The organism is Candidatus Binatia bacterium (assembly GCA_026415395.1).
GTDB lineage: Bacteria > Desulfobacterota > Binatia > HRBIN30 > HRBIN30 > HRBIN30.
Genome location: JAOAHD010000007.1, coordinates 435,060 through 456,725 on the forward strand (window position 1 = coordinate 435,060; position 21,666 = coordinate 456,725).

General features: G+C 60.5%; 14 protein-coding genes and 1 pseudogene. 7 read left to right on the plus strand and 8 right to left on the minus strand.

Annotation, left to right across the window (positions count from 1 at the left end):
- The first annotated feature begins 245 nt into the window (after window positions 1–245).
- Window positions 246–1,805 carry a B12-binding domain-containing radical SAM protein gene (locus tag N3C12_06425; GenBank protein ID MCX8072069.1) on the plus strand — a complete coding sequence of 520 codons (1,560 nt, stop codon included), beginning with the start codon at window positions 246–248 and terminating at the stop codon, window positions 1,803–1,805.
- On the opposite strand, the gene N3C12_06430 is transcribed toward N3C12_06425, so the two are convergent.
- The 3 genes from N3C12_06430 to N3C12_06440 are packed head-to-tail and all read right to left on the minus strand — an operon-like array spanning window position 1,802 to window position 4,891.
- On the minus strand, window positions 1,802–3,388 hold the full coding sequence (locus tag N3C12_06430; GenBank protein ID MCX8072070.1) for a VWA domain-containing protein: 1,587 nt from the start codon (window positions 3,386–3,388) through the stop codon (window positions 1,802–1,804). The genes N3C12_06425 and N3C12_06430 overlap by 4 nt on opposite strands.
- Window positions 3,389–3,397: 9 nt before the next feature.
- Entirely contained in the window at window positions 3,398–4,516 is a 1,119-nt protein-coding gene (locus N3C12_06435) for an AAA family ATPase (GenBank protein MCX8072071.1), read from the minus strand.
- Between the two features lie 57 nt (window positions 4,517–4,573).
- Entirely contained in the window at window positions 4,574–4,891 is a 318-nt protein-coding gene (locus N3C12_06440) for a septum formation initiator family protein (protein ID MCX8072072.1), read from the minus strand.
- Window positions 4,892–4,967: 76 nt separating this feature from the next.
- On the opposite strand from N3C12_06440, the gene eno reads away from it, so the two are divergent.
- Entirely contained in the window at window positions 4,968–6,254 is a 1,287-nt protein-coding gene (eno, locus tag N3C12_06445) for a phosphopyruvate hydratase (GenBank protein ID MCX8072073.1), read from the plus strand.
- 1,028 nt (window positions 6,255–7,282) lie between these two features.
- Window positions 7,283–7,429 (plus strand): annotated as a pseudogene (locus tag N3C12_06450) (IS110 family transposase).
- A gap of 22 nt (window positions 7,430–7,451) precedes the next feature.
- Here the strand turns inward: N3C12_06450 and N3C12_06455 are convergent.
- A complete protein-coding gene (locus N3C12_06455; GenBank protein ID MCX8072074.1) occupies window positions 7,452–8,441 on the minus strand; it encodes a glutathione S-transferase family protein in 990 nt (329 codons plus the stop codon).
- Between the two features lie 108 nt (window positions 8,442–8,549).
- Window positions 8,550–9,545, minus strand: coding sequence for a hypothetical protein (locus tag N3C12_06460; protein MCX8072075.1), 996 nt, complete (start codon window positions 9,543–9,545; stop codon window positions 8,550–8,552).
- Between the two features lie 139 nt (window positions 9,546–9,684).
- On the opposite strand from N3C12_06460, the gene N3C12_06465 reads away from it, so the two are divergent.
- Window positions 9,685–10,062, plus strand: a complete 378-nt coding sequence (locus tag N3C12_06465; protein ID MCX8072076.1) for a zinc ribbon domain-containing protein — start codon at window positions 9,685–9,687, stop codon at window positions 10,060–10,062.
- Window positions 10,063–10,095: 33 nt separating this feature from the next.
- On the opposite strand, the gene ispF is transcribed toward N3C12_06465, so the two are convergent.
- Entirely contained in the window at window positions 10,096–10,590 is a 495-nt protein-coding gene (ispF, locus tag N3C12_06470; GenBank protein ID MCX8072077.1) for a 2-C-methyl-D-erythritol 2,4-cyclodiphosphate synthase, read from the minus strand.
- 199 nt (window positions 10,591–10,789) lie between these two features.
- Here ispF and N3C12_06475 point away from each other — a divergent pair, with 199 nt between their 5' ends.
- Genes N3C12_06475 through thiE form a run of 3 tightly spaced genes read left to right on the plus strand, consistent with a single transcriptional unit; the run spans window position 10,790 to window position 13,970 of the window.
- Window positions 10,790–11,857 (plus strand): ATP-binding protein, encoded by a 1,068-nt coding sequence (locus N3C12_06475; protein ID MCX8072078.1) that lies wholly within the window; start codon window positions 10,790–10,792, stop codon window positions 11,855–11,857.
- Window positions 11,854–13,317, plus strand: coding sequence for a sigma-54 dependent transcriptional regulator (locus tag N3C12_06480; protein ID MCX8072079.1), 1,464 nt, complete (start codon window positions 11,854–11,856; stop codon window positions 13,315–13,317). The genes N3C12_06475 and N3C12_06480 overlap by 4 nt, the downstream gene beginning before the upstream one ends.
- Window positions 13,314–13,970, plus strand: coding sequence for a thiamine phosphate synthase (gene thiE, locus N3C12_06485; GenBank protein ID MCX8072080.1), 657 nt, complete (start codon window positions 13,314–13,316; stop codon window positions 13,968–13,970). The genes N3C12_06480 and thiE overlap by 4 nt, the downstream gene beginning before the upstream one ends.
- 27 nt (window positions 13,971–13,997) lie before the next feature.
- Here the strand turns inward: thiE and N3C12_06490 are convergent, their stop codons facing one another.
- Window positions 13,998–16,619, minus strand: coding sequence for a hypothetical protein (locus N3C12_06490; GenBank protein ID MCX8072081.1), 2,622 nt, complete (start codon window positions 16,617–16,619; stop codon window positions 13,998–14,000).
- Window positions 16,606–21,378, minus strand: coding sequence for a DUF2298 domain-containing protein (locus N3C12_06495; GenBank protein MCX8072082.1), 4,773 nt, complete (start codon window positions 21,376–21,378; stop codon window positions 16,606–16,608). The genes N3C12_06490 and N3C12_06495 overlap by 14 nt, the downstream gene beginning before the upstream one ends.
- Between the last annotated feature and the right edge of the window lie 288 nt (window positions 21,379–21,666).

Genomic DNA, 21,666 nt, shown 5'->3' on the forward strand with positions numbered 1-21,666 from the left:
CGAGCGTTTGAGCGGCCAGGAACTTGGGCGGCTGCGACAACGGCTGCATGGCCCTTCGCCTCGCATAGAGGGGCAGGGAGGACCTCCGTCCGCAAACGCAAAGTCCTCAAGGTTGCGTTGCAGAAAAGCAAACGCGTGTTTCCCTGGGCTGTCCCTCTCGGGAGAAACATTTCCGACGAGAGAAGCGTTCTAGCGCGGGTGGTGTCGAGCGTGGTAGAAGTGTGCTTCGCATCTGGAGGCGAAGGATGAAAATTTACTTGATCGCACCGAAGAACCCGGAATCGTTTTGGACGTTTGACCGCATTTTGCCCAGCTTAGGTAAGAAGTGCGTGTTCCCGAACCTGTCGCTGCCGACAGTGGCAGGGATTACCCCGCGAGAGCATGAGGTGGTGCTGTGCGATGAGAACGTGGAGGAAGTCGACTTTGATACGGATGCCGACATTGTTGGCCTCACCGGGTACGTGATCCACAAACAGCGCATCTTCGAGCTGGCCGAGGAATTTCGCAAACGAGGGAAGTTTGTTGTGGCCGGCGGTCCGTTTGCCTCGCTGTGTCCGGAGGAGCTTCGAGACAAGGTGGACGTCCTTTTTATCGATGAGGCGGAATACACCTGGCCGCAGTTCCTGAAAGATTTCGAGCGGGGAACTTGGAAGAAGGAGTACCGGCAGATCGAAAAACCGAGCATGCACGAGTCGCCCCTGCCGCGCTTCGATTTGCTCAAAGTCGATCGCTACCGCACGATGACCATCCAGTTTGCCCGCGGGTGTCCGTTTAACTGCGAGTTTTGCGACATCATCGTGATGTATGGCCGCCGGCCGCGCACGAAAACTGTGCAGCAAGTCATGGCCGAGGTGCAAGAGATCCACCGGCTCGGTGTGCGCAACATCTTCGTGGTCGACGACAACTTCATCGGAAATAAAAAAGAGGCCAAAGAGCTTCTCAGAGCGTTGGCCGAGTGGCAGCGAGCTCACGGTTACCCGATCGAGATGATGACCGAGGTCACTCTCAACGTCGCTCAAGATGACGAGCTGCTCGAACTCATGCGCGCCGCCAACTTCACCACGATCTTCATCGGGATCGAGTCGCCACGCCGCGAAAGCTTGCAGGAAACCCACAAGACCCAGAATCTCCGCGAAAACTTACTCGACGCAGTTCACCGCATCCAACGGGCGGGGATCGAAGTGATGGCCGGGATGATTGTAGGCTTCGATCACGATGACCCCACGATCTTCGACGAGCAGTTCGAGTTCATCCAGCAAGCGCGCATCCCGGTGTCGATGACGGGTATGCTCAATGCGGTGCCGAAGACACCGCTGTACGAACGATTGAAACGCGCGGGGCGGTTGATTGCGGAGTCGGTGGGGGATCAGTTCGTGTTCACGAACATTATTCCAGCCGGGATGTCACTGGCGGAGCTGTATGTGGGCTACAAGCGGCTGCTCAAGCGGTTGTACAGTTATCGCGCCTACCGCAAGCGAGTGATGGATTTTATCCTGAACCGGGGGCACCTCGCTCACGCGCGCTTGGTCACATCGGCGCAGGATTTAAAGATCTTCTTTCGCGTGCTGTGGTACTGCGTGTTGCGTGCGTCACCGGCCCGGGCATGGATGACCCTCTCTTTGTTGCTGGAAACGGCATTCCGCCGCCCCCGCGCGTTTCGCGATGCAGTCACCTTCGCGCTGCTGCACAAGCATTTGTACGAGTATATGCGATCGACCAGCAAACGGTTGGACCAGCTGCTCGCCGAGTTGCGGGACCTCCCCGAATTGCCGGGAATGGCCCCGCAGGAGAGCGGAGCTCGCTAGAGTTCGAGAAAAAGTTGTGCTCCGGCTTCAGCGGTGAGTTGTCGCACGGAGGTCACACGGTCGCTCACTTGCTGCAGCGCGGCGAGGCTCGCGGAGCCAACGTCAATGAGCACGGCGAACAGGCGGAAAGTAAGCCGTTGTTTGTGCTCGCGGAACGTGGCCAGCCATCCCGGTTCGAATTGGCACTCGCCGTCGGTAATGAAGATGAGATCGCCTTTACGATACGTTCCTGATTGCAAGCATTTCACTGCTGCGTCGAGCGGCTTTTGGAAATCTGTTCCACCTCCAGGAAAATAGGCCGCGAAGTCGAGAACGCGGTGCGGGTCAGCCGCGTAACGCTCGCAAGGATTCAGGTCGAGTTCGAGCAAAGGCGTTTCTCGACTCGAGAAGCAAATCACGCGGAACAAGCGCTTTTGGCGCTGGGCGATATCGAGCAACGTCAGGGCGATAGCCTTCGCCCAAATCTCCTTGTCGCCAGACATCGAGGAGCTAACGTCCAGGCAGACAACCATGGGGCCCCGGCCGGTTTGCTCAGGGCCTCGCAAGTCGTACTGAAGTAGGGTCCCCTCCAACAGGCGGCGGCCAAAGTCACGCCGGCGCCAAGGATTGCGCAACGCCGAGAGCTCGCTCGGGAGGAGGCGGCTTAAGTTGCTGCCCTGGTTGATGGCGTGCACCTCTTGATTGGCTCGTTCAAAAGTCTTCTGCCGTAGCGCCGAGGCCACAGCCCGCATACGGCCGAGCAGGCGAGCAAGCTTGCGTAGCCGTGGGTTGTCCGCCAGGCGTTTGCCGAGTTCGATTTGCAACCCGACGGATTGTCCGAGCTGCCCTCCCCACTGCTCTTGCCAATCTTGCCCTTGCTCCTCGAGTTCGCTCGTTGCCATTGCAACGCGCGCCACGGTCGTGCTGAGGTGCGTGAACTGCCGCTCCACGGTTTCGCGCACCGTCCGCTCGACGTCGCGAGCCTTGAGCATATGGCTCCGTTGGACCAGGCGGGCCTGTTTGTCGATGTTGTTCGAGAGCTGTGCCAGCGGGGCTTGTCTTGCCTCGCTGACCTGCGTGGCCAGTTGCGCAGCCGAGGACCGATTTTCTCCGAGTTCCACCAGTTCGCGTTCCTGATGTTCGAGACTCCAGTAGTCCAGCATGTGGGCGCGAGAGACCAACCGCTCGCTGCGGAGCAGAGACAAGATTTTTTCTCCGAGGAGCAGTGTGGCCAGACCGCTCTGGTACTCATCGAGCACGGTTCGCTCGCGCAGCACAGGCAGCCCGGGGGAGCGTAAGATCGCTTCGAGAATCACGCGGTACAACCCGGCGCTTGGCAGCACTTGGTCCGGTCCGCGCAGCACAATGTTGGCTTTGTAGAGCAGACCATAAATATCGAACAAAAACGTGCCGAAATGAGGCACGAGCTTTTGCCCACTTTCCGCAAGCTTCTGTAGGGAGGGCGAGTCCCGAACGATCGCCGCGAACGCCGCAGCGTCGTACGTGTCGGTTTCGACCCAGTGTGGCACGAGCTCGCCCCAGGGCCGGTGGACCTCGGTCGGCAACGGTTGTGCGAGCCAGTCTCTGTCGAGCTTTTTCTTCATCAGAACGGGCTACAGGGTTTCCAGCATCCGCTTTTGGATTTCCTCGATCTCGCGCTGCACCGCCTCCACGGTATCCGTCGGCCTGCCCGCGGCGCGGGCGGCGTCCACGATGGCGCCCACTTTGCGTAGCAATTGGCGAAGCTTGGTGTGCGCTTCGACGACGGCCCGACTGCGGAGCTCGTGATTGTCCCACTGGCGGTGGGCATACTCCTCGATCTCTCTTCCTTGGAAAAGCAAAGCACGAGCCTCGTCCTCGTAACCGCGCAAGAGCTCGCGAATGGTCGCCCGCACCTCGGCTTGCTCGCTCGGCGCTCGCCAGAGCACGTGTTCGAGGAAGAAGAGATCCTCTTCACCGACGGTCGTCGCGCCGCGTAAGAGAGCGTGCGCTTGTAATACCGACACGGCTTGGCGGTAGCGGCGGTCCGAGGCCACGACTTGTTTGCGCAATAGCTCGCGGCGCAAATCGGCTAGCGAGCGGAAAATTGACGAAGGCACCTGTACGTCTGCAACGGACCGTTGCAGCTCGACGAGCTCTGCAAGGGCGAGGGTTGTACGCTGTACCGGAGAGCGTCCCTCCAGCATACGGAGGAAATGAAAGTCATCTTGGATGTAACTGACGGTGAAGCGCACGAGGAAACGATCGTACAGGGCTTGCAACTCGTCGTCGTCCGGGAGTTCGTTGGTCGCTCCGAAGAGCGTAACGAGCGGCACGTTGGCGACTTCCCGCCCATTGTGAAAACGCCGCTCGTTCATGATTGCCAGCAAGGCATTGAGAATGGAGGAGTTGGCTTTGAAGACTTCGTCCAGAAAGGCAATGTGCGCCTCCGGGAGCTTGCCCGTGGTCACACGCCGGTATTCGTCTTGCTCCAAGCCACTCAGAGATACGGCCCCGAAAATCTCCTCCGGAGTAGAAAACCGGGTCAGCAGCCACTGGAAGTAACGTGCCCCTTCGAGGCGCGAGCATACTTCGTCTGCAAGCATGGATTTGGCCGTGCCCGGAGGGCCAACCAAGAGCAGGTGCTGCCGTGCGAGCAAGCAGGTCAGAGCTCCGTCGATGACTGCCTGGCGCTCGACGAACAGTTGCAGAAGCTCGTCGCGTATACGCCGCAATCGCTCGAGACTGCTCATACGAGCGCATGGTAAAGAGGCACTGGAAGGCGTTCAAGCAGAGAACTGGCCGTCGGATCAGGGAGTGGCAGTGGGTGTTGGGGTGGCGAATTCCAAAAGGATTTCGTTTGGGCCAACGAACCCCAACCGCTCGCGCACAACCTGCTCTAAATACAGATCGTCGCTTTCCAACCGCTCGAGGTGGGCGCGAAGTTCCTCGTTTTCTTGATGCAGGCGAAAGAGTTGCTTTTCGAGTTGCGCTTGCTGTCCCTCGAGGTAACGGAGGTGCAACAGACCATACGGACCCCATATGGCATGGGCAGCAAGCGCTGCAATGACCACGATTGCTAAGAGCAGAAAAATTTTGTGTTGTGTCTTTCGAAGCGATACACGCACGAGAACTCGCCTTCGCTGGGCGCCTTGAATACAGCGTATTCTATCGCGCGACGCAAAGACAACTGAGGAGGAAGGGATGAAGATTCGCAAAATTTGGGCGAGGGAGGTCTTAGACTCGCGGGGCAACCCCACCGTGGAGGTAGATGTGCATCTTGACAACGGAGCCTTCGGCCGGGCAGCGGTGCCCTCGGGGGCATCGACAGGAACGCACGAAGCGGTGGAACTGCGGGATCGCACGCGCCGTTATCACGGAAAAGGAGTGCAACGGGCGGTGCAAAACGTGAATGTGAAAATTGCACCCCGCCTGCGCGGGAAAGACGCGCGCGACCAACGGGCCATCGACGCCTTGTTGTGCGCTCTCGATGGCACGCCCAACAAACGCAAGCTGGGAGCCAATGCGGTTTTGGCTGTCTCCCTTGCCGTGGCAAAGGCCGCAGCGGCAGCCGCCGGCGAGCCGCTGTTCCGTTACCTGGGCGGCCGTAAAGCGCAGATGCTGCCCGTACCGCTCATGAACATCCTGAACGGAGGAGCCCACGCGAACAACTCTGTGGACATCCAAGAATTCATGATCGTGCCGGTCGGCAGCCGTTCCTATCACGAGGCCCTGCGCATCGGCGTGGAGGTGTTCCACGCCCTTAAAGAAGTGCTCCACGAGCAGGGATACTCCACCGCTGTTGGCGACGAAGGCGGCTTTGCCCCGGCTTTGGCATCGAACGAGCAGGCCATCGAGTGCATTTTGCAAGCCATCGAGCGGGCCGGGTATCAGCCCGGAAAACACGTGCTGCTGGCGCTCGATGCCGCCGCCTCCTCGTTCTACGATGAACGGGAGGTCGAGTACGTGTTTCACAAGTCCGACGGCAGTCGCCGGTCCGCCGCGGAGTTGGTCGAACTGTATGCCGAGTGGGTGCGCCGCTACCCGATTGTTTCGATTGAGGACGGGTTGGCGGAGGACGATTGGAATGGCTGGCGCATGCTGACGCACGAATTAGGAAACAAAATCCAACTCGTTGGGGACGATTTGTTCGTCACCCATCCGGAACGCCTGCGGCGCGGCGTGGAGATGGGAGTCGCAAATGCCATCCTCGTCAAACCAAATCAAATCGGTACTCTTACGGAAACCCTCGATACGATCGAGGCTGCTCACCGATCCGGTTACAAAACGATTATTTCGCACCGGTCAGGGGAAACGGAAGACGCTACGATTGCCGACCTCGCGGTGGCGGTGGGGGCTGGCCAGATCAAGACCGGCAGCCCCTGCCGCGGCGAGCGCACAGCAAAGTACAATCAGTTGCTCCGCATCGAAGAACAACTCGGGAGGCGAGCGATATTCCCGGGAAACCGCGCCTTTAAGCGCACGCGGTGAGGATGATCCGACTGCGAATTCGGATCCGCCGGGGCGGCCTCCGATGGCAACAGTTCTCGATAAAACGGCTGCCTAGACCATTGAAAGAAGCGGGCGGAACACGATTTTAGTTCGCGCCAACTCGCGATTTTTTCGGGGCATTCGGTTTTAAAAAAAAATTTCCAAAATCGCATTCTCCTATTGACTTCGAAGGGGAACTTGCCGTAAAAGGCGTCGTAAGCGGAGGTTGTGGAGGGGAGGAGAGGTAGAGTTCGAGGCGGGGATGTTCTCAGAGTGAAGACACTCCCCAATTGGTCACAAGGAGGTCGGTATGGCAGCAACAAAGTCCAGCAAAGCGAAAAAGAAAGCACCAGCGAAAAAGAAGACGACGAGCACCAGCAAGAAGAAAAAGTAACGGTCTAGCTCGACGGGCTGTTCACACAGCCAAAACGTTCAAGAACCCCGTCTCGAACTCAGTTCACTCTCCGGGAGGGCCCTAGGAAAGAGGGCCCTCCCGGCATTTTTGGGCGGCGAAGGTTGTGGGGCAAGGCCGGCCTTACCCTGTTTCCCTATCCCGCTCGCGGGGGAGAGGGTAACTCTGTTGGTAGCCTGTGCACGCTTGCGGCACATTTACTCGCGCCGCGATATCCAGACGCCCTTACCCCCAGCAGGGGGAGGGGGTGCGGGGTTAGCCGCGGGTGAGCGGGGCGCAGTTGGCGAGGGGCGAGTGGTGGACCTTGGCGAATGCCGAATGGGGAAGCGGAAACCGTGCATTGGCGGATGGTATTACGGCTGGTGCCCCGCGCGTGGCGTCTTGGCGCGCGCCACCAACGCCAACGTAGGCGCAGCCCCCTGTGGCTGCCCTCGTCGGCGACGACCACGCCGCGACTGCCTGCTCCACGGCCGATCCCCCACCCCCCACGGGCAGGCACAAGGCCTGCCCCTACAATTTTCTATTTCCATGCACTTGTGGGCGGCGCCGCACCCGCGGCGCCCCCTGTGTGTGGCCCGGCGAACGTCATGAGCCCGCGATCCCGGTACCACCGCTCGTCATTCGCCGCTTCTACGAGCGCCTGCTTGTTGCCGGCAAACCCAAGGAAGTGGCCCTCGTTGCCTGGGTGCGCAAGCTGCTGACCATCCTCAACGCCGCGTCAAGAACAGAACACCAGTGGGATGAATCGCTTCACTTCGCCTGACCAAAATTAGAAAAACAGTTGCTCACACCGGGAACGCGACAGCGCAGCCGGTTGAGGCGAGAACTTTGGTGAGCGCTGGCTGCTGGGAGGATTGTTGGCGAAACTTCTGTCGCAGCATGGCTAGCGATTTCGCGTGGTACTTTTGCGGGGTTTGGCGGAACGTTTTTCCGCGAATCTGAACTTCGAGCTGATCCTTCCCCGCTTGCAGTGCGTCTTCGTTAGCCAGGGTCCACGGTACGAACACTGCACCGACTTCCTCGCGTAAAATAGGTTCGAGGCTTGGCGCTAGGCTCGCCCACGGCTCGAACGGTCCATTTACAGTGGGGTGTTCCATTCGCTCGACCCATCGAACCACGTGCGGGGCCTGTTCGCGCAAGAGTCGGCCCGGGGTTGGATCTGACAAGCACTGGAACAGTTGTCCGAAGAGCCCAAAGTCTGCCAGGGCAGGCCGCTCGCCGAAGACGTAACTGCGCGTTTCGAGGTGGCGCTCGAGAAATTGCAGAAGGCGAACTAAGGAATCTTCGATGACGTCCTTGGTTTCCGCTGAGGACCCGACGAAGCGTAAACGGTCCACCATGCGCCGTCGAATCATTGCTGCCGCCACTGCCGCGTCAGCCTCAGGCATAAGGCTTGCCGCCAACCGGGCAGCCGCTGAGGCTGCGTCTTCATCGTAGTACCAGCGATAGTGGAACATCGGCTTGTTCAGCCACTCGTCTGCATATTCTTCGAGTAGTGCCGACAGGAAAGCCAGCAGCGGATCGTGGGGAATGATCGACGGCTCCGGGAAGCGCTCTTCCAAAGTTTCGAGGATTGGTGTGGAGTCCTGAAGTGCTTCACCCGCGGGCGTGAGCAAAAGCGGGATGAGTGGGAGGCGGGCATGACGCGAGAACTCTTCTTCGGTGGCCGCGTTCCGCACGATCCACTCGTGAGCGAGCCCCTTGAATCGCAAATACGAGCGAACCTTGACGGAGTAAGGCGACAACTCGTTGCCAAATAAGCGGTAAACGCTCATCGTGCCTGCCTCGACAGGCGCAACACCGCTGCAGAGAAGCCTCGTTCCATCATTTCCATCGTTCTGCCTGAACGCCTCGCGACAAAACCTCGTCTGTTTCCCGTTCCGTCATCTTCGCACAGACGTGGGCCGCCGCGCGAAATTGTTGCTCGTGTCCGGATCCGCCGGATAACTCAATGTTGCGACATTCGTCACCGTAGGATAGGCATCGCTGCCCACGCCAACCGTTAGCGTAATCGCTGTGATTCCTCCCACCGGCAGCGAATCGCTGTACGTGCACTGCACGGTACTGCCGCTCGCTTGGCAGCTCCATCCTGTGCCGGTTGCGCTTACAAACGACAGGCCTTGGGGGAGTGCATCCGTCACGACCAGTGGAATGTTCGTCACCTGCGGCCCGAGGTTACTAACGGTGAGAATATAGGTTCCGTTGCTTCCTACGATGAACCGGCCGGCTACGGCCGCGCTCAAAGCGAGATTGGTCGAGTTCGGAATGGGCGTTGCCGTCGGTGTCGGGGAGCGGGTGATCGAAGGTGTCGGTGAAGTCGTCGGGCTCAGGGTGCGAGTTGGCGTCCACGTTGGCCGGTTCGGCGGGAATGTCGGAGAGGGGGTGAACGTCGGGATCGGTCGGCGCGACGGGCGCACACTGGTGGTCTTAACGACCACGTTGTTTGTTGGCCGCAGATCTGGCCCATAACGGATGCTGAGGATCGTGGAAGCACGGGGAACGGCTTCGCGTGCAACGGAGACGGTGAAGCTAAACGTGCTGCTTTGACCGGCGCGAATTGAAGCACTGGTTGCGCACACGGCGCCACTTTCGCTGGCTCCGCATTGCCAGCTCCCGGCACTGCTGAGGAGCGCGAGCCCCGCAGGGAGCTGTGCGATGACCGCGATTTCCCCCTCCGTGGCGGCCGCACCGTTGTTGACCACCGTGATCACGTAGCGCCCTGGCATGCCTACCTGGAAGGAAGTGGCCGTCGCGCGGATCGCGAGATCGGTAACGCCTTGCGCCCTGGCGGCCGATGGAAAAAGCATCGCGGCGGCGAGGAGAGAGAAGACGAACGCCCGACCGAGTCTGCCCAATCCAAGCTCACTGATGGCCCTCATGTTTGTCCTCCCGTGCAGGGTCACGTTTACGTGGAGTGCGGGTGCATGGCAAGCAAATTCCAGCATGTTGCCGTGCTTGCGTCGGCTCGAACCTAAGGGCTAGAAACGCTGCGCGTGCGTACCACGAGGAGTGCGAGCGATGCCGATTTACGAGTTCCGTTGTCGTAAGTGCCGCAAGCGCTTTTCCATCCTTACCTTGCGCATCGGCGAATCCTACGAAGTGCGCTGCGAACACTGCGGGGCTACGGAGGCACAACGGTTAATGTCCCGCTTTGCCATGCCGAAATCGGACGAAGCGCGCATGGAAGCCTTGGCCGACCCCAGCCGCTTTGGAGATCTCGATGAGAATGACCCAAAGAGTTTCGCTCGTTGGATGCGGAGCGTCGGCAAAGAAATGGGCGATGAGTTCGGCGGTGACGAGTTCGAGGAAATGATCGACGAGATCGAGAGCGGCGAGGGGCACGAAGCCGCTGAGGGAGAAGAGCCAGAGTCGGGGGTTAGCTCCGAGGAAGATTAGCCGCGCTTGCGCCCTCGTGCGGGGACTTCGGCCCTAGCGAACCTGTTGCTGGGGTTGCTCCCGCAGCGCGGCAACGACGGTGGCTGCGATTGCCTCGCCACGACCAATGGCGTCGACGCCTTCGTTGGACTTTGCTTTCACGCTCACTGCCTCAATCGGGATTCCGAGGAGCTCTGCGATCCGGGAGCGCATGGCATGGCGGTGAGGGGCGAGGCGCGGGGCTTCAGCAACGATCGTGACGTCGACGTTGAACACCTCCCAGCCTTCCTGCTGGACGAGGCGGGCCACTTCTTTGACGAGCACGGAGCTTGGCGTACCGAGAAAGCGCTCGTCGGTATCGGGGAAAAGTTGGCCAATGTCTCCGAGGGCCATCGCGCCGAGCAGGGCATCACAGAGCGCGTGCAGAACAACGTCGCCGTCGGAGTGCCCTAACAAGCCGCGATCGTACTCGAGGGCAACTCCCCCGAGGTACAAGGCTCGCCCGGGAACGAGCTTGTGTAAGTCGTAACCATGGCCAACGCGAATCATCGCGACTCGGCGTTAGCACGGCATGCCGGAAAGGAAAACCAGCGAAATTGGATGCCGTGGAAAGGTGCGTGCTCAGAGCTTGGGCGAGTCAAGCGCGGATGTTGTTGCTTAAGCAAGTGGTTGTTAGTTTGCCCGTCACAAGCGGAGACGTGCCGCTCCGCTCGTCTCGACACTAGTGGAGCAGCGCTACCTAGCGGCGATGATGGAGAATGTCTTAGGGAGCCTTGGCGAGGCCGTGGTGCTCACCGACCGAGACGGCATTGTGGTCTTTCTCAACCCAGCAGCACAAGAGCTGATGGGCTGGAGCGAGGCGCAAGTTTGCCGGCGGCCAGTGAGGGATGTGTTTGCCGCCTCTCCGGTGGTAGCGGACTTGGTGAGCCGCACACTGGCCTCCGCACAGCGGCAAGCATGCGGGGAGACTGTATTGCAGATCGGTGCGGGGCGCAGCCTACCTCTGCGGGTGAGCTGCTCGCCGGTCTGGTCGCCGCACGGCGCCATTGAGGGTACGGCACTCGTGTTTCATGACCTCACGTATCAGCGAAAGCTGGAGCAGGCGGTGCGTCGCACGGAAACTTTGGCGCGCCTCGGCGCCTTGGTGGCTGGCTTGGCGCACGAAGTGAAGAACCCATTAGGTGGCATCCGGGGAACGGCACAGTTACTGGCTGACCGCTACGGCAACGACCCCGAAATCCGCGAGTACACTTCCATCATGATCCGTGAAACCGATCGTTTGGCGCGCCTGGTGGAACAACTGCTGCTTTTAGGGAGCCCGGCCACGCCAAAGCTGGAGCCGGTTAACGTGCACCGCACTCTGCATGAGGTCTTGCGGCTCTGCCGCCCGCAGCTCGAAAGAAGCGGGATCGGAACCGCTCTGGAGATCGATCCGAGCCTGCCCGAAATTTGGTCCGATCCGGACCAACTCACACAACTCTTTCTCAATTTGGTTCACAACGCTTGCGAGGCCATGGAGAGTGGCGGGCGCCTGACGATCGTGACCCGGATGGAGACCGATTATCATATCGTGAAGGGCAGCGGCCCCGGCAAGTTTGTCCGGGTGGAAATTGCTGACACCGGTCCCGGGTTTGCGGAGGAAGTGTTGGACCAGGCATTTGAGCCTTTTTTTACGACGAAGCCAAAGGGAACCGGCCTCGGCTTGGCCATCTGCCAGCGCATCGTTACCACGCTCGGGGGATACATTCATCTCGGAAACCGTGAACTCGGGGGAGCGGTGGTCACGGTGCATTTGCCGGTGGACGGAAGAACATGACCGCGCCAGTTCCGCGTGTGCTCGTTGCCGACGATGAAGAGTCGATCCGCTGGGTCTTGCAGCGGGCGATAGGCGATTTGGGCTGGGAGGTGGATGTCGCGGTTGACGGCCACGAGGCTCTCACCAAACTCACTGACGACCAGTATGACATTGCGCTCGTCGATATTCGTATGCCCGGCGTCGATGGTTTGTCCCTGTTGTCCAAATTGCGTGACGCTGGAAGCAACACCTCCGTGATCATCATCACCGCGCAAAACACCATGGCGAATGCGATCGAGGCCATGAAGCGCGGGGCTTACGATTACGTGACGAAGCCGTTCGACTTGGAGGAGGTGCGCATCCTTCTCCAACGTCTGGTGGAGATGCGCCGCCAAACCGCCGAGCTCGAACGACTCGAGCGGGACCAAAGAAAACGCTTCGAGCTCGGGGTGGAAATTGTCGGCCGCACGCCGGCAATGCAGGAAATATTCAAGACCATTGGGCGCGTGGCGCCCACCGACGCTACCGTGCTCATCCAAGGGGAGAGCGGCACCGGCAAGGAATTGATTGCCCGGGCCATTCACGCTCACTCGCGGCGGTGGAGCAGGCCGTTCGTGGCATTGAACTGTTCCGCCGTCCCACGCGACTTGTTGGAAAGCGAGCTGTTCGGTCACGAACGGGGCGCGTTTACGGGTGCCACGGAGCAGCGACCAGGGGTGTTCGAAGTCGCGCACGAGGGCACGTTGTTTCTCGACGAAGTGGGCGACATGCCACTGGAGCTGCAGGCCAAGTTGTTGCGTGTGGTCCAGGAACGGGAACTCACCCGCGTCGGCGGTCGCGAGGTGATCAAAATCGATGTTCGCTTGATTGCGGCAACGAACCAAAACTTGGACCGCGCGGTGCGCGAAGGGAAATTCCGGGAGGACTTGTACTTTCGTCTTGCCGTGGTGCCAATCCACGTTCCCCCGCTGCGGCAACGGCGAGCCGATATTCCTGAACTCGTGCGCTACTTCCTCGAGAAGATCAATCGCGAACTCGGTACGCGGGTGGCCGGAATCTCCGATAGGGCTCTGGCCAAGTTACTGGATCACTCGTGGCCGGGCAACGTCCGCGAGCTCGAAAATACCTTGGTGCGCGCCGCCGTGCTCGCACCCGGCCCGCTCCTGATGCCGAATGACTTGAGTCTCGGCGAGGCTCCGCAAGCTGTGACCGATGGTGGTGAACAACTTACCCTGGAGGCCGCGGTGCGCCGGGTGGCAGAATCGTTGCTCGGGGACAACCCCGACGTCCTACCGCGCGAGCTTTATATGCGCGTGCTGGAGCGGGTTGAACGACCATTGATTGAGTTTGCGCTGGAGCGGACCGGGGGCAACCAACTGCGGGCAGCCGCCTTGCTGGGCATCAATCGCAACACCCTTCATAAAAAGATGACGCAGTTGCGGATCCCTCCCCGACGCGTTGGCGGTGAGAGTGGCACTTGATTGTTCGTCCCATGTTCCGTCTTCCTTGCCCTGTGTACCCAATTGTGGACTGCGACGCCGCTTCTCAGCAGGACCCGTTGCGCTTCGCCATCTCCCTGCTCGAAGCTGGTGTGCCGCTCTTGCAACTGCGGGCGAAGTCGCGGACCAGCCGCGAGTTTCTCGCCCTGGCAACCGAGATTGCCACGGCCTGTGCTCAGCATGGTGCGCAGTTGGTCATCAATGACCGCCCGGACATTGCCTTGCTTGCGGGGGCGGCTGGGGTGCACTTGGGGCAAGAAGACATCCCCCCCGATGCCGTTCGCCCGTGGTTTGGCCGGCCGCGGATCATTGGTTGGTCGACGCACAACCTGACCCAGGCCGTCGCAGCAGCAAGCACAGGGCTGGTGGATTATATCGGCGTGGGGCCCATATTCTCTACTTCCAGCAAAGCGAACCCCGATCCGGTCGTGGGTCTTGCATTGCTGGGAGAAATTCGGGCCGCGGTGCAACTGCCGATTGTCGCCATCGGAGGGATCTCTGAGGCCAATGCGCAAGCGGTGCTCGACGCGGGGGCTGATGCCGTGGCCATGATCAGCGCGATTGCACGGGCCCCGGAGCCAGGGGCGTTCGTGCGCCGCTTGCTCGACACCCTTGTTCCGCAAAGACGGGCTTGATCCGACAAGCGGCGTCGGTGGCGCCGGTCAGGGGTTCTTTAAGGGAAGCGCAAGCAGCTCGTTCTCTGCGACGGTCACCAGCAAGCGCCGCCGCTGTCGATCTTCCGTAACACCCATGGGCATCGCCTCAACCGTGTTTCCCTCCCGCTTCACGGAAATGGCGCGGAGAAGGTCGCCGCTAGGGTTGTAGAGGCGCACCTCGTGCGCGTGCGGAACGTTAACCCAGAGGTTCCCACCCGTGGCCCAAGCAATTTGGGGCTCCGAAAGCGCCCGGACACCGAGGCCCGCGATGGCAAAGCTGCCTCGGTCCTCACCGGAAAGCGTAAATCTGCGGATTGCGGCCATGCCGTTGTCGGTGACGTAGACAGTGCTGGTCTCTTCGTCGACGACAATTCCGACAGGTTCGCGCAATGGAGTTCCGCCATTGTTACTTCCATCCCATCGATCCACGATCGTCCCATCGGGCGATAAAACGACCACGCGGTTGTTCCCACTGTCGGCGATGAACAGCGTGCCGGACCGTGTGACCGCGACCCCGCGCGGAGAGAAGAGATCGGCCACGTATTGTCGGAGATATTCGCCGGCTTTGCTGAATACCTGGATGCGGTGGTTCCACGTGTCGCAAACGAACAACTCGTTCTTCGGCCCGATGGCTAGGCCAGAGGGCTGGCGGAACTGCCCCGGATCCACACCAGGTGTGCCTCCGATGGCAAACTGCGGATGGAGGGCCGAGTCGAACCATACCACGCGGTCGTGCCCGAAGTCGCTCACCACAATGGTGCCATCGTGGAACACTGCTACCCCGCGCGGCTCAGCGAGCGAAGCCAGATCCGCTTGCCCGGCGGTCACTCTGAACCCCGAGGGCGAAGCACCCGCAGTCGGCGCTGTGTCGGGTTCTGCCGGCTTTGCTGAGTTAGAAGCCGGGACGAGCAACACCCGAGCAAAAATGCGGCCGCTGTCGTTCGGCGGGTAACGCAGCGAGACGATCTCATGTTCGGGGTATCGGTTGCGCAGCTCAGCCATGACGAGGAGTGCCAGGGTCTCGTCGGGGAACACAAAAGCCAAGCCACGTTGCCCGGGTTTCGGCAGCGTCACGCGCAAAAGCTCGCTCGGATCCTCGTACTTGGTGAACGCCGCGGTGAACGGATCGCCCCCTTGGTACGTGAGGTAGATGAGCGTCTCTGTAGGGAATCGGCTGCTGGTAACCCAAACCCGATGGGTTGGCATCAAGGTTCGGAGGTACTGGCCCAGCACTGTGGTCTCTGGATAGTACCCCCAAACGAGACGCCTCGTAGGACCGAGGTACTGCGTATACGTCGCCCACGCTGATCCGACGACTAGGGCTGCAGCCACCGAGGCAGCGACCGCGCGGCGCCACAATTGCGGGGTGATTCGGGCGAGCTCCTCCGCGACATAAAATGCCCCGAGACCAGCGAAGCCGTACACGAACGGCATGGTGCCGATGTCCCGGTTCATGTTGGGCTTGCTCATCAAGCCGGGAAGCAGACCGACGATGAACCCTACCGTTAGGAACTGAGCGCGCGGGTCACGCAGCGAAACCAGGCACCAGACGAGGCCGAGAGGAAACAGCACCGCGGCGAAGTACTCCAGGCCTGGGGTGTTCACGAAGAAGTCGTCTCCATTGGCCCAATAGTGAAAGATCAGGAGAGTGTCCTTGAGCGCGCTCAGCCGAGAGTACTGCTGCAACAAATACGTTTGGCGACCGAAAAATTTCTCCCAGTTGGTCAGCGCGTACCAGGCCAGAGGCGCGATGGCGGCTGCAAATGCCACCGCCCCGGCCAGGAGTTGCCAGCCGTAGCGGCGAAGAAACCCGCGGAGGGTCCAACCCTGCAGAGCGAAAACAGGAATCCAGAGCAAAAACACCAAGGGGAATGCCTGCCCGGCGTTGTACGTATTCGCGGTGGCTGCCAGGAAGATCCCTGCGAGCGCAAAAGGCCAGGTCTTGCGGGTTTCAAGGCCGTGCCAGAAAAAGCAGCAAGTCAGGATGGTAAACAAAGGCTGAAAGTCGGAGCGCCAGCCAGTGCGGCTGAAGACGAGACTCCAGCCGGAGACGCCGTGAAGCGCCGTGGTGAGTAACGCCACCCGGACGCCGAACATCGTGCGCACCCACCAATAGAGAAAAGGTAGGAACAGGCATCCAGCAATGACGGAGGGCAAGTAGACCGCCAGAGGAACGTTGCCCAGCCACCAGACAAAGGGGGCACGAAAGTAAAACGTGAGAGTTTCTCGCCCCCACGCGGCCGAGATAAAGGGCGTGTATGGAATGCCGTTCAGGATGGCCAGGGCATACTGTCCCTCCCATGCAGCATCGTGATTGAGACCGGGGGGGAACTCGTCGAGCTTGTGGACCTTGAAAAAAATGCCCAAGGCGATCACCACCAGCGCGAGTGCGAGTTCGACGTGGCGGTTGCCTCTGTCCGCCTCCGGGCGCGGCAGTGTTCGTTGCCCCGCGGGCGCCCACCAGAGCGAGGCGGCAAAGAGCACAAGCGCGGCCAGCCACAGCGGCGCAGCGAGTCCAACTTGCCACTTGAAGGCAAGACAGTACTGTGCCGTTCCGGCGAGAATCAGACTGGTGAGGAAGAAGCCGAGCCGAGCACCAGAAGGTCGCGCGCTGTTACCTGCCTCCATAGCGGATCCGCACGATGCGATTTTCTAGGTCGGAGATCACCAGTTCGTTCGTTGCAGCGTCGAACGCGATGCCCATGGGAGTGTCGAACACCACACCTGCTGAGCCATCGCCGCGGATTGCGCGTAGCAGCTTGCCACTGCGGTCATAACAGCGCACCTCTTTATCGCCGGGAACCGTGGCACAAACGTTTCCCCGAGCGTCGAGCGTTAGGTGGGGTTCGGAGAACACCTTGCTTTCCCAGCCAGGCACAGGGAAGCTACCGAGGAACTTGCCATCCCGAGTGAACATTTGCAGCCGGCCATTGCCGTTGTCTGCCACAAGCACCGTGCTGCTTTGATCGACGACGATACCCGTGGGTTCCCAAAATTCTCCAGGACCGTCCCCTTTACGACCCCACTCGACCTCTTTGTCTCCCCGCGCCGAGTACCGCACGATGCGGTTGTTCCCCGTGTCGGCTACGAAAACACTTCCCTTTGCGTCTACGGCAATGCCGCGTGGACCATACAACGCTTCGCCGAACTCCCGCAGGTACTTGCCTTCGGCGTCGAACACTTGCACGCGCCCGTTCCAAGTGTCGGCAACGTAAATTTCGCCCTTCGATCCGATGGCCACGCCGCAAGGTTCTTTGAACTGCCCGGGCAGTTCGCCACGGCGCCCGAATACGCGCACGAACGAAAGATCCCGCCGAAACACTTGCATGCGATTGTTTCCGAAATCGCAGACGACGATGCTCCCATCGGGACTCACCGCGACACCGCGTGGCTGCGACAAAATTCCCGGCGCATCAGGTGCACGCGGTACGTCGCCTTCCGCCGCCGGAGCAACTTCTTCGATCGTTGTCACCGGGAGGGACCCGGCAAAGCGGCCATTGACGGCAAAGATGGTTACCCCAGGGTTCTGGTAAACCGGTGTGAGCACGTCGGTCCAAGAACGGAACCGCTCTAAGTTTCCCCCGGCGTAAGTCCGCCGCTCCAAGGCGCCGACATATACCAGGCTGACTTTGTACCGGTCGAGAATTTGGATCAATTCCGCCTTGTCCTCTGTCGTGTATGCCAGGGTTACGTCGGCCTTGCGCCGGTTGATCTCGTTCCACGAATGGGCGCGTTGGTAGACGTGGTAGGCCCATCCGAGTACGGTAGGCAATCCGGTGTTCATCGCGACGCGGGTGAACTCTTGATAGGCGTCGCCGTGCGCTTCCAAGATGTAGGGGATCCCCTTCACATTGCGGTTGAGCCATTCGATGGCGGCGTACTCGTCGGGCGCTTTGATCCGCAAGTATGCCATGCCGTCCAACGTAGGCTTCGGAGTGGGCACTCGGTTGGTCCTCAAGATTCCAATAACATCGGTAACGGCAGTAAAGATTCCTACTGCAATTGCGGCAACGAATACTGCCTGCCACACGCGGCGCAATGGGCCGAGCGAAACGGTACCGGTCCATAACGCCACCGCCATCGTTGCAGCGCTGAGCGAGAAGAGGAACCACGCCTCCAAGTAAAACTTGAAGATCGTGTTCATTCGGTCCCAAAGGTACACAAGGTCGGTGCCCGCTGGGATCGCAAGGGCGAAGGTTGCAAGGGCAAGAGCGAGCCTCCACTCCCGTGTTGTGGTCGGGCTCAGAAGCAACTGCAGGGCAAGCAGGAACAGCACGCTCATGCCAACCCGCGTCGAGATGGAAAAGCCCACAACGGGCAGGAGTACCACGATTGCCCACGCGGCCACGCGCGGTGCCGTCCATCTCCCTTGGTCGGAGCGCAACAGCTCACCCCACTGGCGCCACAAAAACGGAACGATGGCAAGGAGAAAGGTTCCGAAGATGGTGAAGAGGTCGCGCGGTTGTACCAGCTTCCAGGGCGGCAGCCGTTCCCAGCCGAAGTTGCGCTCGGGGGCGACGAACGTGGCCCAATAAGGCCAGAAGAAAAGGTAGGCCAGGCCAAGCACGACAACGGTAACGAGAACGACGCGCACGATGAAGCCAAACGCGAAGCCGCCCACACCCTGGTGCTCGCTTTCCGTGAGCCACAACACAGCGAGAGTGAAGGCTAACAGCGCCACATAGGTGGGCGTGCTCCAAGTGTTCGTGGTGGTAATCGCGCCCAGCGTGACGGCCAGGAGTAGGAGCAACACCAAAGCATTGCTTCGTGGAAGCGGTTCTGGCGGCGACATCACCCGGCTTCGTACCCAACGCATCATGAGGGCGACGAAGGTCATCGATAGGGGCATCACCATCACGTGCGCGTGCAAGTCGGCGAAGAGAAAGCTCCAAAAGGGAAATTCATTGATGGTGTCGCGGATGACCCGAGAAGTCGCCCAGAAGTAATCGAAGTTGATGATGCGATGTGCTCCCCAGAGTTCGCGTGGCCCGGCGAGGTTGCCAACCATCACTGCTAAAAATGCTGCGAAGAGACCGACACCCCAGCGGTCGCCCACCATGGTGCCGGCCGCGAACACGGCTGCAGCCGTAAGGCCCGCAACCAGCGCGATTCCAAGGTTGTATGCAATGGCCGGCTCGATCCCGAGGGTTTTCCCCAAGGCGGCAACGATGAAGTAGCCGAAATAACTGTAGTGGAGCGCCGAACCGGCGAACCAAGGCTCGGGCGGTGGCAGGTACGTCGTGCGGTATAGAGTGTTGAGGAAGGAGAAGTCCATCGGCTTCTCGCCCCAGTAAATCTCTGGGTTGTAGGCACGCACGATAAGGAAGAAGGCGAAAACGCCCCAAAACAAGCCCTCGGTGGCCAAAATCTCGCCTCGCGACATGGGCACCCGGCCGTGCGCTCGCCACGCGAGGGCGCCAACGAACAGAAACACGATCACAAGCACGCCGAGCGTGCCTTGCGAGAATGGCGCCACGTGCCACCCTGCGAGTAGCCAAGCCACGTAAGCGAACAGCAGCACGCCGAGCGGTTTGGCAAGCCCCAAAGTGCCTGGCCGCACGAACCAGTGCCGCACTAAGGGGTAGAAACTCAACCCAAGCAGCTCCACAAGCGCCGCGAACAAAATCAGCGCCAGCACACTCGAGCGAATGCGCTCTCCGCTGCCGGTAGCGATCACTCCCTCGGCACTTGGCTTGGCGAGCAAGAGATCATTGCGCGTGAGCGGCCGTGAGGGCGGGCGGTGCAAGATCCGATCGGCGAGCTCAGCCTCGGCGAGTCGCCCCGTGTTTTGGAAGATGAGAACCTTCGGGTGGTCGTAAACAGAGAACGACTCGTCAGCCAGTTCGTCTGGGGCTCCCCAGCCGAACAGCGACGGACGCGATGCGAATTCTTGAATCAGCGTGTAGCCCAGATCGCCGGCGAAGAGCTGATAGAAGTAGTTGGTGGTCAGGGGGAATTTTTCCGGGGCGCGCGTCACCGCACCGTAAATCCGCTTTGTTTGGAAAACAATGTAGTCGCTGCTCGCAAGCTCTCGTGCCAAACGCTGGATTTTGGCCGGCGAATCGGGTTCGTAGTAACTGAAGGTGACGATGTGGTAGCGGTTGGGGCTAAAGCCAGGCACGGGGAAAGGGAACCCTTCGTCCCAATCCTGGGACAGCACCTTCGCTCCTGCCGGAATGTTGCGATAAAACCACTCCGACGCCGTCCGCACGGTATGCGGGCGCGTGTAAATGGAGAGGAACGCGAGCAACGCTGCCGTATTCCCGGCCAAAACCAGCGGCAAGAGCAGGCGCCGCCACTGCATCCCACTCCGATATTGGCGGAGCAACCACTCTGCTGCCCACAGGCAGAGAACCGGATAGGTCGGCAGAAGGTAACGCGGGAACTTGACCTCGAACCAGCCAGTCACGAGGAAAAACGGCACCACCCACGAGAGCAGCACCCACTCGGCGGCTCGGCCACTACGCCAGGCAAAAGCCGGCCGGACTGTGGCCGCCCACACCGCCGCCAAGCCGAGGGCCGGTGCCATACACCACAGAACGAGCTGGGTGAGCTCGTAGATGTACTTCGGCGTGTGCATGTACTGGTTGGTGTACGGGAACAATCCGGCATTCCGAACCATGTTGCTCTGCTCGAGAATGTCGTGCGCGTAGCGGGAGAAGTTGAGGAGTGCGTAGGGTTGCGCGATGGCGAACGTGGCCCCTGCCACGAAGGTGGCGGCGAACACTTTCGCGACGTTCGGCCACAACTGCCCTTCGCGGCGCCAGCGCAGCAATCCAACCACGGCCAACGGGAGAAACAGAGGGGTTGCACTGAACTTGGTTGCCATGGCGAGGCCGATCCCGGCGCCCGCCAGCAGAAAAGATCGCCACGCTCCTTTTTCCGCGGCCCAGACGAGCTGCGCGAGCGCCAACAGCACGAAGAAGGTGAGGGGTACGTCCACGGTGAGGAAGCGAGAGTTCTGAACGTGCAACACAGCGCCCGCCAGTAGAAAACCGGCAAGCGCGCCGACGGCAGGGTCATACAACCGCGCGCCCAGCCGAATCAGCACCAGCACCGTGAGCGTGCCCAGAAAAGCGGTGAGGCGGCGGCCGTTGATGATGATATCGTCGTAGCTGGTTGCCTGCGGGTCAACGAGGCTCAAGATCTCCGCCAGCGCGCGGTTCAAATAAATCGGCAACGTGCCGTAGGCGAACCAGTCAGGGTCGAGCTTGATCTGCGTAAAGGAAATGCGTTGAATGGCAAACGCAACCGCACGCTCGTCTGGATGGAAAAAGTGGCGCTGATCCCACTCGATGGCGGGGAAGCGCACAGCAGCGGCAAGCACGACGGCTGCCGCTGCCCACAGCGCAGGGCGCTTCCACCAGGGGGCGCTTTCGCCACTCATGCCCACGCCTCCTGCTTCCGCCGACCTACGGCGTGAGCGGAGCAAACATCACGAGCCCGCGCTCCACTGGTGTCTGCCAGCACCAAGCGGCGACTCGGGCATACGCGCACCCTTGCGATCCTGAGGCTCATCATCAGAGAATGGGCAACAAAACAGCTCATCGTTCTCACGTACCGTCCGTTTCCGCGAGCATACCGCGTCTGCTTCCTGCCGCGATCGGACATAAAACGCCCGATTGCCTAGCACTTTCACAATTCGCTCGGCTAGCGCCCACGGGCTGCGAGGAGA

What these genes read in the sequence shown, in the direction of transcription:
- N3C12_06425 (MCX8072069.1), top strand. Translation starts at nt 246, where the DNA reads ATGAAAATTTACTTGATCGCACCGAAGAACCCGGAATCGTTTTGGACG.
- N3C12_06495 (MCX8072082.1), bottom strand. Translation starts at nt 21,378, where the DNA reads ATGAGTGGCGAAAGCGCCCCCTGGTGGAAGCGCCCTGCGCTGTGGGCA.
- N3C12_06490 (MCX8072081.1), bottom strand. Translation starts at nt 16,619, where the DNA reads ATGGAGGCAGGTAACAGCGCGCGACCTTCTGGTGCTCGGCTCGGCTTC.
- ispF (MCX8072077.1), bottom strand. Translation starts at nt 10,590, where the DNA reads ATGATTCGCGTTGGCCATGGTTACGACTTACACAAGCTCGTTCCCGGG.
- N3C12_06465 (MCX8072076.1), top strand. Translation starts at nt 9,685, where the DNA reads ATGCCGATTTACGAGTTCCGTTGTCGTAAGTGCCGCAAGCGCTTTTCC.
- eno (MCX8072073.1), top strand. Translation starts at nt 4,968, where the DNA reads ATGAAGATTCGCAAAATTTGGGCGAGGGAGGTCTTAGACTCGCGGGGC.
- N3C12_06430 (MCX8072070.1), bottom strand. Translation starts at nt 3,388, where the DNA reads ATGAAGAAAAAGCTCGACAGAGACTGGCTCGCACAACCGTTGCCGACC.
- N3C12_06435 (MCX8072071.1), bottom strand. Translation starts at nt 4,516, where the DNA reads ATGAGCAGTCTCGAGCGATTGCGGCGTATACGCGACGAGCTTCTGCAA.
- N3C12_06480 (MCX8072079.1), top strand. Translation starts at nt 11,854, where the DNA reads ATGACCGCGCCAGTTCCGCGTGTGCTCGTTGCCGACGATGAAGAGTCG.
- N3C12_06475 (MCX8072078.1), top strand. Translation starts at nt 10,790, where the DNA reads ATGATGGAGAATGTCTTAGGGAGCCTTGGCGAGGCCGTGGTGCTCACC.
- N3C12_06455 (MCX8072074.1), bottom strand. Translation starts at nt 8,441, where the DNA reads ATGAGCGTTTACCGCTTATTTGGCAACGAGTTGTCGCCTTACTCCGTC.
- N3C12_06460 (MCX8072075.1), bottom strand. Translation starts at nt 9,545, where the DNA reads ATGAGGGCCATCAGTGAGCTTGGATTGGGCAGACTCGGTCGGGCGTTC.